This window comes from Psychrobacillus sp. FSL K6-2365 (assembly GCF_038003165.1).
Lineage (GTDB): Bacteria > Bacillota > Bacilli > Bacillales_A > Planococcaceae > Psychrobacillus > Psychrobacillus psychrodurans.
Genome location: NZ_JBBOOO010000001.1, coordinates 2268116 through 2282352, shown reverse-complemented (window position 1 = coordinate 2282352; position 14237 = coordinate 2268116). Strand labels below are relative to the sequence as shown.

Genomic DNA, 14237 nt, shown 5'->3' with positions numbered 1-14237 from the left:
TCCTCTGAGAAGAAAGGAGAAGATATGGTTACATTAACATCGGTCACCGCAGTTGAAAAGTTTATGGAGGATCATCAGTTTAGTTTCTTATATGTATCAAGAACTAATTGTGGAGTATGTCACGCTATACTGCCTCAGCTTAAGGATTTACTGAAAGAATTTCCACTAATACATTTAGGGCATATAAATGCAGATCATGTCGAAGAAATAGCTGGACGTCTTTCAGTTCTTACTGTACCTGCACTAATTTTATTTGTAGAAGGTAAAGAAATTATAAGGGAAACACGGTTTGTTCAAATGCAATCTTTGCATGATAAGATAAGTAAAGTTTATAACATGATTGTTGAGAAATCAGATTGATTTTGGTTCATTCAGTTTTATAGAAAATATTTCTCTTAGCAGTTATGGATTCAAAGCATATGAAAGAGTGATTAAATGATGAATCATTGGAATATACGTTTTCAAACAGAGGATTATGTTTATGGTAAGGAACCGAATGCTTTTTTGAAGGAATTTCAGAAGAAAATAAAAATTTCGGGCGAGGCTCTGGCCATAGCAGAAGGGGAAGGGCGTAATGCGGTTTACTTAGCGGAGCAGGGAATGAAAGTCACGGCATGGGATTATGCGGAATCAGGGCTAGCAAAAACAAATAAACTCGCAGATGAACGTGGGGTAGTGGTTAAGACTGAGCTTGTAGATTTAAACGAAGCAAACTGGAGTGAAACTAAATGGGATGAAATTGTTTGTATTTTTGGTCACTTCCCTGCAGAGCTACGACAAAAAACTCTTCTAGGTGTGAAAGAGGTTATAAAGCCTGGAGGCTATTTCCTGACAGAGGTGTATTCACATCATCAGCTTCCTTATAAGAGTGGTGGACCGCAAGATCTAGATTTTCTATACAAACCGGATGAGTTTTTGAAAATTTTTGCTGAATGGCGTATTGTTCACTTTTTCATGGGAGAGGTTGTGCGTCAAGAAGGAGAACTTCATAATGGCGTGTCGCATGTTATCCAATTTGTTGGACAAAAGCCGGGGAAGTTACAGAATTAGTGAATAAGATAACGTGCTGTCTCAAATGAATATAAGGCTATGGCTTATCTAACTGCCTTTATGATTGACACTAATGGTCGCATTCAATTTAACACGATGGGTGCAATGAATTACGACTTCATGGTGCAGCAGTTTGAAATGATGCAATAGGTCACTTATATCAGGAATAGACATAGTTCTTATGAAATAATTAGTTATATTGTAAACAACACTGTTCATAAATAGAACAGTGTTGTTTACCTTTGAAATATTCTAGATCAATTCTAATATTAACACTTGGCATTTTTTTCACAAGAGGAAGAAGGTGAACAAAAAATGACTGAAAAACGAGGTAGATATAGTTTCCTATACAAAGATGATTGTTTCTACCATTTTAATTTCCTTTTCGTATATCGTCATTGTTATCCCTATAGACTTTGACGAAAAACCCCTCTGTTTCAGACCATTCCGCATACAGAATATCGTGAATGCTAGTATATCCTTCCTGATGCAGTTCCTCATAGAGCCATTCCTTTGACTTGCCCGTGTATCTTAGAATTTCTTCATTAATTTCCCCTTCATCTATAAATAGAAAATTGAGGGACTCTTCTTCGGGCTTTAAATTGAGCATAGTTGGAGTGACCATATCAAATTTAGCGAATTTTTTTAAGCTGACCGTACCTCCAGGTTCCAAGTACAAATCGCAAACTTCCCTAAGAGAGAAGACTCCTTGCTGTCGTAGCATGATTCGTAATTGCTCCATTTCTAAATGATTTGCTTCCAATTCTTTTACGTTGAATTCGCCATTTCTGATTAATATTGAAGTTTCTCCTTTTAGAAGAACCCTTATTTTGTCAAAGCGCTTCGACAGTTTTTCAATGATAAACAACAACACTCCCCATACCGCGACGGCGAACCATACTTGAAGAGCTGAAACTTTGTCATCATAGATACTTTCTTCTAATATCCCACCAAGTACAAGAGAATAAATAAAATCAAAGGGGGTAAGCTGTGACATTTCTTTTTTCCCCAATAAACGCGTCACAATTAATAGAGCAATCAACCCAAAAAACAACTTCAATCCAATATCCACATATGTCATCAATTCCACTCCTCTGCTTTTCTTACTTCTAATATTTTCTCGTGCTAATTGACAATATAGTGTCGTAAACACTCCAGTAATATTAATGTTCATTAATTGAGAACCTGTAGAAGGACGCTCCTTAAAATCATTAGGATCTTCCATCAACCGTTCTCTTTTGCTATATAATCCTATACCCATTCTGTGAAAATTTTCACCATTTTTGCTGTAGTTCACGTTACCTCTTATTAAAATAATAGGAAGAGTGTGATATAGAGAATTATTTGTTGTAATAAACACTTCGACATTTGAAATCTATGTAAAAATATAAACTAGAAATGAGTGAAAACATAAAGCCTATCTTACTTTTCATTTAAGGAAGTATTGTCTTGGATTTTTAATTAAAGGCTTTTAAATACGAAATAAAAAAAACAGAAAATGCAGAAAAGCACAGGTAATATATTTGTAGTTTGATTATTAGTAGCTTGCTTTATTTGAAATGATATCTCACTTTTTTTCACTTAATATCTCCAATTTTTAAATTGTCTAGTGACAGTCATATTAACTTATATGATAATGTGAATATTAAGAAAAAACTATGAGGTGATGAACGTGTCTGTAAAAGGTCTCAATCATTTTTTATTTTCAGTTTCAAATTTAGACAATTCTATTGCGTTCTATCAAAATGTATTTGATGCAAAGTTGTTAGTTAAAGGTAGAAGTACTGCTTATTTTGACTTAAATGGAATATGGCTAGCACTAAATGAAGAGAAAGATATTCCTCGTAATGAAATAAGCCAATCTTACACTCATATCGCATTTTCAATAAATGAAACAGAATTCGATAATATGTTTGAGAGACTAGAGAATTTGAATGTAAATATCCTACCAGGTCGTCAACGAGTGGAAAAAGACAAAAAGTCTATTTATTTTACTGATCCAGATGGTCATAAGTTTGAATTCCATACAGGTACTTTACAAGATAGGCTAGATTACTATAAACAGGATAAGAAACAAATGGATTTTTTTGATTGAAGTGCTATTTTGTTAAAATTAAAGGGTTCGATATAGGAGGAATTGTTGATGGATACGAAATACCCTATAGGCATTTTTCAGTTTGATGGTGAAATTACTAATAGCGTTACTAGTGAATGGATAAATGATATTGAAGACTTGCCCAGATTATTAAGAGATACTGTAAAAGACTTAGATAGTGAACAGCTTGATACAGCCTATCGTTCTGGAGGATGGACTGTTCGTCAAGTAATACATCACATTGCAGATAGCCATATGAATGCCTACGTTCGTTTTAAATTGGCACTTACGGAAGAAAATCCCGTAATTAAACCATATATTGAAACGAAATGGGCGGAACTAGCTGATTATAAAATGCCAATCGATACTTCACTTTTACTTCTAGAAACGTTGCATAAACGTTGGACCAACCTATTACGTAATTTAACTTCTGCCGATTTGGATAGGACATTTATTCATCCAGATTCAGGTGAAGTAACATTAGGTAAGAGTATAGGAATCTATGCTTGGCATGGGAAACACCATCTAGCACAAATTACTACTTTGTGTAATCGTAAAGGGTGGCATTGAATTTTATAATAAAATTCTGGTGATTTACTACAAAAAGGAGTAATACCTTTCATTAAGAACTAAAGCAGCAGTTTGGTTGCAATACGAAAATGATTATTTAATTTATTGGTAGAGTTACGCTTGAATATATTGTTTTTAAAAATAACAGCAGAGGATGGTATATAATATTGAAAATTAAACTAGATGACTTGACTGATAAAAGAACTATTGAACTAATTAGCACACACTTAGCAGGTATGGCTGAAAACTCACCTTCTGAAAGTATACATGCGTTAAATGTGGCAGGGCTCAAGCAAAATGAAATTACTTTTTATAGTGCCTGGGAAAATGACGAAATTATGGGGTGTGGTGCTTTAAAAGAACTAACGTTCAAACATGGAGAAGTAAAGTCCATGCGAACAGCAGAGATACATTTAAAAAAGGGCGTTGCTAGAGCCATATTAAAGCATATCATTAATGAAGCTAAAATGCGTGGCTATTCAAGATTGAGCCTTGAAACAGGATCTATGGAGGCATTCCAACCAGCTCGCAAGCTATATGAAAGCTTCGGCTTTACATACTGTGAGCCTTTTGATAAATATACAGATGACCCAAATAGTCTGTTTATGACATTGAATTTACTTTAGAGAATTCTCCCCTATTAGAAATGAATTATTAAACAATCTACAAAGTTATTATGAAATAATGAAGTACTCAAAATTTTTAATTTTACTCGTGTACTATTGTATTTAAAAAGTAATATTTACTTACTATTCAATAGAAAGTCTTTACATCAAGAAGAGTAAAGACTTTTTTCTTTCTAATAACTAAGAAGTTGTGATGATTAAAAAGTTATAAAAAGTGAAAAGGTAAAAGTATATGTGCTATTCGATTATTATTCTCGTTCAAAACTATAGTTCCTGTTAGAGGTAACCCGCCATTAAATTAGTGAACTAAAGTAGCGAGTTATTTGAATAAGTTCCTAAGAAATTCAAAAAGTGTTATAGACTTTAAATCGAATTGGCAATAAAATAAAATATTAATTCAGAAAAGTGGAATTATTGAAACTTATTTAATCCAAGACCGTATTATAATGTATTGCACTTCTCAACGAAAAAGGGAGATGGAAGCGATGGCTGAAATGAAATGGACTGAAAATTCATGCATTGGGTGATGTGGATTTTTTGGACCTCAATTGGAGCATTAATAATAGGCAGTTATCTTGTGGATGTTTTGACTGGGCGGAAATATAATTTAAAAGAACAAGAAAAGTCTTCAAACCAAAACATTGCTGAAGCAGATTCTCTACGAGAAGTTGATCGGTATAACCATCAAAATGGACCGTTTTAAATTCGCGAACTCTGATATGAGATTAAAGATCGTTGGGTTGCTTATGCAGCTCTTTTTTTGTTCGACTAAAGTTGTCATATAGATCTTATTAAAATTGGATGGGAATTTACGGAAAAAGACACTGCAAAAAAGAATTATTTTATAAAATGTTGAGTATTGTACGATATAAAAAAATTGAAACAATATTTAATTCTAATCGTTTCTATAAAGTAAGTGGGAAATAGGAACACGAAATCGGAATCTAATTAATACAATTAAAAGTAGAGTAGGTAGTGTACTTGGAATTTTTCACAGCGCAATTAGTAATGATTGCATTATTTATCTTAGTTATTCATTCAATCGAAACGTTAGCTTATTCAGTACGTTTGTCAGGGGCAAGAGTGAAACTTTTAGCATCTGCACTTTCCTTATTTAATGTGATGGTAATGGTTTCAAGGCTAGCAAATATGATGCAACAACCTTTTACGGGAAGTTTAATTGATAATGCACCAAAAGTAAATTCTTTGGAATTTGTGGAGAGCCAGTATCGAATTCTAATTGGTTCTGCAACATTAGGGACAGTAATAGGTTTACTTTTGTTACCGACGTTTATTGCTGTTTTTTCGAGGGCAATCATTCACTTAGCAGAAGAACGAGGTTCAATTCCAGCGTTATTGAAAAAAGGATTTACGTTATCATATTTTAAACGTGCAAAAAAGCATATTCACTTACCGAGATATACTTATTTGAAAGATATGAATTGGCGAGATATACCTATTAAATTGTTTTGCATTAATATATTAATTACAGCAATTTATACTATCGGAGTATTATCAGCACTATATGCAGCTTTGCTGACACCTGAACGAGCAACAACTGCCGTTATGGCGTCGGGTTTAATAAATGGTATAGCTACAATCTTGCTGATTGTATTTATTGACCCTAAAATTTCGATCCTCGCGGATGATGTGATCAACAAAAAAGGGAACTATGTAACATTAAAAAGCGCCTCTATTATGATGGTTACCTCAAGACTGTTAGGTACATTGTTAGCGCAGGTCTTATTCATACCTGGTGCAAAGTATATAGCATGGTTTACGCAGTTCCTTATGTAGTTTAAGAAAAATATTTTAGGATGAGTAAAGCTATTTTTTTAATAATGAAGAAATCTGAAAATCAAATAATAATAGATCAGGAAAACCTATATTCCCTTTCCAATTCACACACGATGGGGAATAAATCATAAAGAATTAAGAAGCGGAGTCCAAATCTGGTAAAGCACCTATGTATGGAAGAATCGCTAGAATGTGTGGAAGAATCACTAGAATGTATGGAAGAATCACTAGAATGTGTGGAACAATCGCTAGAATGTGGAGAAGAATCGCTAGAATGTGTGGAAGAATCGCTAGAATGTATGGAAGAATCACTAGAATGTGTGGAACAATCGCTAGAATGTATGGAAGAATCGCTAGAATGTAGAACAGAATCACTAGAATGTGTGGAAGAATCGCTAGAATGTGGAGAAGAATCACTAGAATGTAGAACAGAATCACTAGAATGAACAAAAGTAACAAATCTAGATGTAAATATTATATAGAAATCTATCGGAAAGGAACAATTGATGAGTTTATACCAAAAACCGGAAATATATAATAGAAAATAAATCTCATATAGAGGTGGAATTATATGCCTAAAATTGACAATATGTTAGCAATTCTATGGATGCTTCGTTCAGGTGAAAAAATTACTGCAAAACAAATTTCAGAAAAGTTAGAGATGAATATAAGGACTGTGTATCGTTATATTGATACAATTTCAACAAGTGGCGTACCTATAATTTCGGAACCAGGACATAACGGTGGATACACTTTATTGAACAATTTTATTGAGGCTCCTCTTTTTTTTGATTTTGAGGAGCAAACTTCACTATTTCACGCTGCTGTTTTTGCAGAAGAAGCCGGATATTATGGAGGTGAAGCACTAAATAGGGCCATTTCAAAACTAAGTAAATACTCAAATCAAGAGCAGGAAACAAAGATAAACCAACATCTAACTAGTCTTGAAGTAATAAGTCGATTAAGTTCACTCTCTATGGAACCATTTTTGAAGGAGTTGGAGCAGGCCGTAGCTGACGGGTTCTCAGTAAAAATTCTTTATCATAAAAGTGGCGAAAAGCGATTAAATTATCGATTGGTCGATCCGTACAGAATTATCTATTGGAATAATAAGTGGTATGTGATTGGATTTTGTCATCTAAGGAATGATATCCGTAGTTTTAGAGTAGATCGAATTGAAAGTCTAATGCTAACTGAAAATAAGTTTAACCGACCAGAAAATTTTTCAGCACGTGACTTTTTTATAAAAAATCTTATTCCAACTATAGAGGATAAGGAAGGGATTATTTCTTTGGTTATTAGTGGGGATAAAAGTGTATTGGCTGATATTTGCCAACATTGGTTTTTAGGACATTATTTACAAGAAAGGACTTCAAATCAAGCAGTTTTTCTTCTTGAAAAAGATATGATACATACATATGTACCTTTTTTACTTTTACCGTACAATAAATCTATTAAAGTTATTGAGCCAATAAGTCTAAAGAATAGACTTATTGAAGTTCTGTCGGATTTAATAAAATTTCATCAAGTATGAAAACTTCCCTGACGTTAACTGTCAGGGAAGTTTTATTATAATAGCTATATCAATTGTGATTGGAGTGTTATTGGATGCAAAAAATAAAAGTTTTTCTATATGTATTTAATACAATGTCGGACTGGGAATATGGATATTTAATTGCTGAACTAAACTCAGGAAGATATTTCAAAAAAGATTTAGCACCTTTAAAAGTAATTACAGTAGGAGCTAATAATGAAATGATTACTACTATGGGAGGACTGTGCATAAAACCAGATATTTCCCTTGATGAATGTACTCTTGAGTGTAAAGATCTTTTAATTTTACCAGGAGGGACTACTTGGAGTGAAGAAATTCATCAACCTATTTTGGAAAGAATTGGGCAAGCTTTAAAGCTTGGCACTATTGTTGCTGCAATTTGTGGTGCAACTGATGGCCTCGCGAATATGGGATACTTAGATACTAGAAAGCATACAAGTAATAACTTAGAATACACTAAAATGGTATGTCCTAACTATAAAGGAGAAAAGTTCTATGAGTTGGAATCAGCAGTATCTGATGTGAATTTAGTTACTGCATCAGGAATAGCTCCTCTGGAATTTGCAATGGAGGTACTGAAAAAAATAGATGTATTTACACCAGATACATTACATTCATGGTATAACCTAAATAAGACTCATAAACCTGAATACTTCTTCCAGTTAATGGATTCAATAAATAGATGATCTAAAAAAAGCAACTTAGCTAATTTATATTACTTTAGACAATGACAAAGTATGGATTATGAATATAACTTAAAAATGCTTATGAAGTAATGAAAAAGCCCAATTTCACTATTAATTAAAATTCCTTAACGTTGTAAAATCGCATTTTCCTGACTGTACCCCAAGTATAAATAAATTGTGCGCCTTTTATATATTTAGGTTCTCTTTTCAAATCGTTAGAAATGAGGCATTTACGAAGGTATAAAAAGTGGTTAGAAACTGAGAGTCCATAAGTGAAAAAGAAAGGTGAAGTTTTCGCCAGCTACTTTAGATCGCAAAACGACTATTATTAAATCGTTCTTTTCATATCTTCACCAACAAGGTTAATTACAGGAACTAATATAGTGTTATTCTGTTATGTGATAGTTAGTACTGAAAGTCTTTTTTATAAATAGAGAATAGATTGGGGAGCAGGGTTGAAAGGTATTTCTTAAACCTGGATGAATCGATTGGTGGAACTGGAGGGAGAGGTATCAATTTGATTTTCAATGTATAATATTACTCCAAAACTCTCTTAATTATATGCTAATAACATAGATTAACTCTAATTGAATTACATTTCATTAGAGTTAATCTAACTAGCATGGAGATTTTAAATAATGATTTAGTTTCTTATAAAAACAAGTTCACTAAATTTTAAATTGGTTGATAATAACCTGTAGATCATCAGCTAATTTGGCAAGAGCCATTGATGATGATGTTATTTCTTCCATCGATGCAAGTTGTTCTTGTGTTGCTGCTGATATATTCTGGGTAATCGCAGAAGTCTCTTGGGCAACATTACTCACATTTTCAATGGAGTCGTTAACCGAAATTGTTCCATTTGACAATTTCTTGAGTGAATGTGAAATATCTTCTATTTGTGAAACAACCCCGTTAACAGCTTTTTCAATTTTCTCAAAAGAACTTCCTGCCACATTAACTACATTAAGACCGGATTGAACTTCTTCAGCTGCTTTTTCCATTGTTTTTAAAGTTAAATTAGTATCATTTTGAATTAATTGAATAAGGTTCGAAATTTGTTCAGTAGAATTTGTGGATTCTTCAGCTAGTTTTCTTACTTCATCGGCAACAACCGCGAATCCTTTGCCATGTTCACCAGCTCTGGCAGCTTCAATAGCAGCATTTAATGCTAACAAATTAGTTTGAGCTGATATTCCTGTTATCACATTAGTAATCTGACTGATTTCATTAGATCTTGCATCGAGGTTTCCAACTGCCTTAGATAAGCTATTTACATTTTCATAAATAGAATTCATCTGTTCATTTACTTTTTGAATAGCCTTATTTCCTTCAGTAGAAAGTGTTGATGCTTGAAGGGCGTCTTTTGTAATTTCCTCTGTATGTTTGGAAATTGTTTTTGTGTAATTAGTAATGTCTTTCATAACTCTAAAACTATTTTCGACTGTATCCAACTGTTTATCTGATCCCGAAGCTAGTTCTTGGACAGTTAGGGTAATATGTTCGCTTGCATTGCTATTTTGCTCTGCACTCGCACTTAATTGTTCAGAAGCAGATGCCACTTGTTGTGAAGAGTCTTGGACAGTAATGAATACAGCTTGGAGTGAATTTGTCATATTGTTATAGGAAGCGGTAAGTTCTCCAATTTCATCCTTAGATTCATAGTTACCTTTACCTGTAAAGTCTCCATTTTCAGCTTCTATTAGTAATCCTTTAACTTCTTTGATTGGTCGAACTATCATACGGGTAATTATAATGCTTAAAGTAACTAAAATTAGTAATACTACAATAGCAATACCAGCGACAAAAACTAGTACTTCTTGTTTTTTATCGTTATTGTCGTTATTTATTAAATCTGCATGTTCTAAGTTATATTTCTGCATTTCTTTCAAAATGTCATTAACAGCAGCCCGATTTTCCTCAACTGCACCCATGTACAATGAATATGCCTCTTCATTTTTATTGCTTGCTGCAAGCTCCATTACTTTATCTCTATTGTTAGCAAGTTCTTGTGCACGCTGTTTGTATTGTTCATTTAAATTTATTTCCTCTTTCGTTAGATCCGTTTTTTCAATTTCAGTGATGATTGAATCAATCTCTTCCCATGCGGATGAGATCTCATTGTTTAACTCTTTGGTTCTTTCAGGGTTCTTTGTTACTAGAGCTTCTAATGTGTAGGCATCACTCGCTCTGGCATTTACTCTGATTTGCATTATTTTATTTAGATGTAGTAAGTTATCTTTATACATAACATTAGAACCTTTTGCCATTTCGTTTATATAGCTGATTCCAAGGGTTCCTATTGAGCAAAGCCCTAACGCACTAGCTATAATAATAATTAATAATTTTTTGCTAATACTTAAATTTCTTAAAAACTTCAAATTGAATACTCCTCTGCATTTAATTTTATCTACATTTAACTATCGGTTAGAAAGTATATATTTCCAATTGAAATTATAATCCAATAGATTAATATTCATTAATGATTATGATACCTCATCAAAATTACTATTTAAATATAATGATTGATATCCTTGGAGAAGCAAATAATTCCATTTAAAATTTCATCGACGTGAGAAAAATACTATGATATTGCTAACGAAATAATATAGAAAATTTCAGAAACCGAGTTCTAATAAAGTAGATGATGATATTTTGATATAAAAATTTCTATAATTACTTATTTTTTATAAAACTTGTCGACGTGCATATAGTCTCGGCTATAATGTCACATCTGTCAAAGATGCTCACCGAACATGGAATTCAAAACCCTTAAGTGCACAACAAATCATTGATCATCATAATGAAATATTGAGTAATGCATTCGCTTCCCTTTTGAACACGAAGCAAATTCAATTTTAGGAGTAGTTGAAATTATAGTATGTAAAAGGAGCTTAACTTCAGGGTGAAGTTAAATCTGTTCCCGATAGAAATAATTTAAGCAGATCAGTATAATCATAAATAGTGTATTTTTTGTGGAATAAATTACAGATAGAAAACATTTAATATGAGAGGTTTATAGATATTAAGCAGCTTTAACATTTCGAAATTGCAAGTATTATTAGCATTTATTTTACATTCAGTTGTCGGTATTCTACCGGTAACTGGCTATTTAGTTTCTTTGAATAAAAGATTCGAGGAAAGACTAATTTCTCTACCTAAAGACTAAAATTACTAAATTGTAATACTTGTCCTTAAAACTGTTAGGTTAATCGATGGTTTTTATGATTTTATTTTAATATATTTAAAATTACCAATAGGTGGTCAAATTGGCATTGTGCTAAAAAGAATTAATAAGGAGATAATAATGTTAGAATTCGATATTGTATTAATAGTAAAAATGATAATAATTGGGCTAGTTCAAGGTTTTACAGAACCAATACCTGTGTCATCTAGTGGACATGTAATGATTGCAAGTGAAATCTTGGGGTTAGGTGAACAAGGATTTACTTTTGCTATATTAACAAATACAGCTTCACTTTTTGCAGTACTTTATATTTACAGAAAAGATATCGTAAGACTTGCAGTCAATTCAATTCTTTACTTGAAAACAAAAAAGCTACGTTATAAGAGTGACTTCCGTTTTGTTTTCTTTATTATAATCGGCACAATTCCAGCAGGTGTTCTTGGGATATTATTAAGCGATTATATAGCTGAGAGTATTAGTATGACAACAATTGCAGTGATGCTCTTCGTTACAGGGATTGCTTTGTGGTTAATTCGAAATATTAAAGGTACTAAAGGCGAGGGCAATTTAAGTATTATAGATGCTTTCATTGTAGGTTTAGGGCAAGCTGTTGCATTGACACCAGGGATTAGTCGTTCAGGTGCAACGATTATTTCAGCAGTGGCAGTTGGTATGAAACAAGATACAGCACTTCGATTTTCATTTATGTTGTATATTCCCGTTAGTCTAGGAGGGGTTATTCTTGGCCTTTCAGATTTTCTGAATGAACCGAGTAAAGCAGAGTTAGCAATTCCGTATTTAGCGGCATTTTTTGCAACACTTGTAATGACCTATTTTGGAATGAAGTGGTTTATGGGAATTATGAAAAATGGAAAGCTAGGTTATTTTACTTATTATTGTTTCTTCGTAGGTACATTGCTTCTGATTTTCTTCTAAGGGATATTTGTTTTTGTACTTACGAGTGCATTACTTCAAGAAGTAATGCACTTTTTTCTTATTGATAAAGAATCTTATTTCTTGTTAACTAAATACAACATTTTATATTTAAGCAAATTAAAGGATTTTTGTTCCACATAGTTGAATTAGTATTGTATTTACGAATATTTTGAAGGTACATAATGGAATAGTTTAAATCAATAAGAAAGGAGTTTCTTATTGATTTTTTAGTAAGTAGTGAAATAAAAATAATAGGTGGGAGATTTTTGAAGATAATAACATTAGTCTTTTTATTGATTATTTTAGTTTCATCTTCTTCCCAAGCTTTAAGTTGGGCTTATCCCTTTGTTGTATGGAGTGGAAATGTATATGAAGTGACCACCGAAGAGGTTAAAGAAAGTGTACTTAGTAAACGTATTGGAGAAGTAAAAACAAAACCTAACGATATGACTGGTAAATATTATGGTAATGCTTCTAATGAGTATCCGAAAGGTACACAATATTTTCAAATTATTAATATCTCAACAGATACAGCTATTGCTGTTCAAGTTAACAGAGAAAAATATTTAAAAGCAGTGTTTGTGAATAAGGCAACTTCTCAATGGCATCCTTTCTATTATTTTATTTTATTCGTAATCGCTGTTGTACTGTTTAGTGTATTAGGAAAGAAGAAGGTATATTAACCTAAAAAGAGTCTTTCACTCTCATTAAAAACCTCAGTTTAGAGATAAAGACAATACTAGTAAGATCTTGAATTATATATTTGCAAAGATTCAAATTTAAGCTGTTACTGACTTGGAAGGTAAATATGGAAAATTATATATTCTGTAAACCTCAACGAGATGTTAAACAAAATATAGTGTTTGAAAATAATACTTGTTATTTTTTGAAACATGATAACGAAAAGCAAATATTAGTGGGATGTGGCGTTGTTGTTCCAAAGGTACTTCATATCAACGTATTTGAATTGACTAAAGAGGTATGGAACGATACATATGAAATGCTTCATAAGGCTAAGGAGTACCTTGGTAACATTCATTCACCAGATGGATATACAATTGGTTGGAATGTTGCGTAGTTTCCAATTAAACTGTTCAGCATTGTCATTTACATATAGTACTTAGATATAATGATGAACCTTTGGCTGGAAAAGGATTACGTTATTGGTTGAAACAGCCTAAAAATAAACGAAAGAGAATTTAAGCCTTACCCGGAATTGAGTGTTTACATAGAATGGAAAGAAGGGGACTACGGTAATGACTGATTGTATAAATTATAAGATTTGGACAGTCTGCATGGTTCAACATGGAGACAAGATTTTACTTTTAGATAGACAGCATGACGATTTCAAAGGGTTTATTCCTCCTGGTGGGAAAGTAGAGTTTCCTGAAAGTATTGTCGATAGTGCTATTAGAGAGGTAAAAGAAGAAACCGGATTAGAAGTTAGCAATCTAATTTTTAAAGGATTATATGAGTACGTTAATCCAGCCACTAAGGATAGATATATGATATTTAATTACTTAACATATGACTTTAAGGGGGAACTTTTAGTGGATTCCCCAGAAGGAAAAGCAACATGGGTAAATATTAAGGATGCTTACAATCTTCCTATGCAAAAATCAATTCGAAGAAGATTTCCTTTATTCTTTGAAGATGGAACATTTGAAATACATGTGGAATGGAACAATGAAGAAAACAAAGAAGGTCAGGTGCTGATAAGAAATATGTGAGAAGG

At 32.6% G+C, this 14237-nt stretch carries 16 protein-coding genes; 14 read left to right on the top strand and 2 right to left on the bottom strand.

Annotation, left to right across the window (positions count from 1 at the left end; genetic code table 11):
* Positions 1-24: 24 nt before the first annotated feature.
* Both MKY29_RS10980 and MKY29_RS10975 read left to right on the top strand, forming a co-directional pair.
* On the top strand, positions 25-360 hold the full coding sequence (locus MKY29_RS10980; RefSeq protein ID WP_340879782.1) for a thioredoxin family protein: 336 nt from the start codon (positions 25-27) through the stop codon (positions 358-360).
* Between the two features lie 78 nt (positions 361-438).
* A complete protein-coding gene (locus tag MKY29_RS10975; RefSeq protein WP_340880851.1) occupies positions 439-1050 on the top strand; it encodes an SAM-dependent methyltransferase in 612 nt (203 codons plus the stop codon).
* 373 nt (positions 1051-1423) lie between these two features.
* On the opposite strand, the gene MKY29_RS10970 is transcribed toward MKY29_RS10975, so the two are convergent.
* Positions 1424-2311, bottom strand: a complete 888-nt coding sequence (locus MKY29_RS10970; RefSeq protein ID WP_340879781.1) for a DUF421 domain-containing protein — start codon at positions 2309-2311, stop codon at positions 1424-1426.
* A 405-nt stretch (positions 2312-2716) separates the two neighbouring features.
* On the opposite strand from MKY29_RS10970, the gene fosM reads away from it, so the two are divergent.
* The 8 genes from fosM to MKY29_RS10930 all read left to right on the top strand — a co-directional run bounded on the left by fosM (position 2717) and on the right by MKY29_RS10930 (position 8379).
* Complete coding sequence (fosM, locus tag MKY29_RS10965; protein WP_445677874.1) at positions 2717-3145, top strand: FosM family fosfomycin resistance protein; 429 nt, start codon at positions 2717-2719, stop codon at positions 3143-3145.
* Positions 3146-3190: 45 nt separating this feature from the next.
* The gene (locus MKY29_RS10960; protein WP_340879779.1) at positions 3191-3715 is read left to right on the top strand and encodes a YfiT family bacillithiol transferase; all 525 of its coding nucleotides are present in this window, start codon (positions 3191-3193) and stop codon (positions 3713-3715) included.
* 167 nt (positions 3716-3882) lie between these two features.
* On the top strand, positions 3883-4341 hold the full coding sequence (locus MKY29_RS10955; RefSeq protein ID WP_241599676.1) for a GNAT family N-acetyltransferase: 459 nt from the start codon (positions 3883-3885) through the stop codon (positions 4339-4341).
* A gap of 514 nt (positions 4342-4855) precedes the next feature.
* The gene (locus MKY29_RS10950) at positions 4856-5044 is read left to right on the top strand and encodes a hypothetical protein (protein WP_340879778.1); all 189 of its coding nucleotides are present in this window, start codon (positions 4856-4858) and stop codon (positions 5042-5044) included.
* Positions 5045-5349: 305 nt separating this feature from the next.
* The gene (locus MKY29_RS10945) at positions 5350-6138 is read left to right on the top strand and encodes a lipid II flippase Amj family protein (RefSeq protein ID WP_340880850.1); all 789 of its coding nucleotides are present in this window, start codon (positions 5350-5352) and stop codon (positions 6136-6138) included.
* A gap of 173 nt (positions 6139-6311) precedes the next feature.
* Positions 6312-6584: a hypothetical protein gene (locus MKY29_RS10940; RefSeq protein ID WP_340879777.1), complete on the top strand. Its 273-nt coding sequence runs from the start codon at positions 6312-6314 to the stop codon at positions 6582-6584.
* Positions 6585-6709: 125 nt separating this feature from the next.
* Positions 6710-7672, top strand: a complete 963-nt coding sequence (locus MKY29_RS10935; RefSeq protein WP_241599673.1) for a helix-turn-helix transcriptional regulator — start codon at positions 6710-6712, stop codon at positions 7670-7672.
* A gap of 74 nt (positions 7673-7746) precedes the next feature.
* Positions 7747-8379: a type 1 glutamine amidotransferase family protein gene (locus MKY29_RS10930; protein ID WP_340879775.1), complete on the top strand. Its 633-nt coding sequence runs from the start codon at positions 7747-7749 to the stop codon at positions 8377-8379.
* A gap of 668 nt (positions 8380-9047) precedes the next feature.
* Here MKY29_RS10930 and MKY29_RS10925 read toward each other — a convergent pair.
* The gene (locus MKY29_RS10925) at positions 9048-10760 is read right to left on the bottom strand and encodes a methyl-accepting chemotaxis protein (RefSeq protein WP_340879774.1); all 1713 of its coding nucleotides are present in this window, start codon (positions 10758-10760) and stop codon (positions 9048-9050) included.
* Positions 10761-11686: 926 nt separating this feature from the next.
* Between MKY29_RS10925 and MKY29_RS10915 the strand changes: the two genes are divergently transcribed.
* From MKY29_RS10915 to MKY29_RS10900, 4 genes are all read left to right on the top strand, one after another.
* Positions 11687-12502: an undecaprenyl-diphosphate phosphatase gene (locus MKY29_RS10915; RefSeq protein WP_340879773.1), complete on the top strand. Its 816-nt coding sequence runs from the start codon at positions 11687-11689 to the stop codon at positions 12500-12502.
* A gap of 266 nt (positions 12503-12768) precedes the next feature.
* Positions 12769-13185 (top strand): hypothetical protein, encoded by a 417-nt coding sequence (locus tag MKY29_RS10910; protein ID WP_340879772.1) that lies wholly within the window; start codon positions 12769-12771, stop codon positions 13183-13185.
* 125 nt (positions 13186-13310) lie between these two features.
* Entirely contained in the window at positions 13311-13580 is a 270-nt protein-coding gene (locus MKY29_RS10905) for an HIT family protein (RefSeq protein WP_340879771.1), read from the top strand.
* A 178-nt stretch (positions 13581-13758) separates the two neighbouring features.
* A complete protein-coding gene (locus MKY29_RS10900) occupies positions 13759-14232 on the top strand; it encodes an 8-oxo-dGTP diphosphatase (protein WP_340879770.1) in 474 nt (157 codons plus the stop codon).
* The last annotated feature ends 5 nt before the right edge of the window (positions 14233-14237 follow it).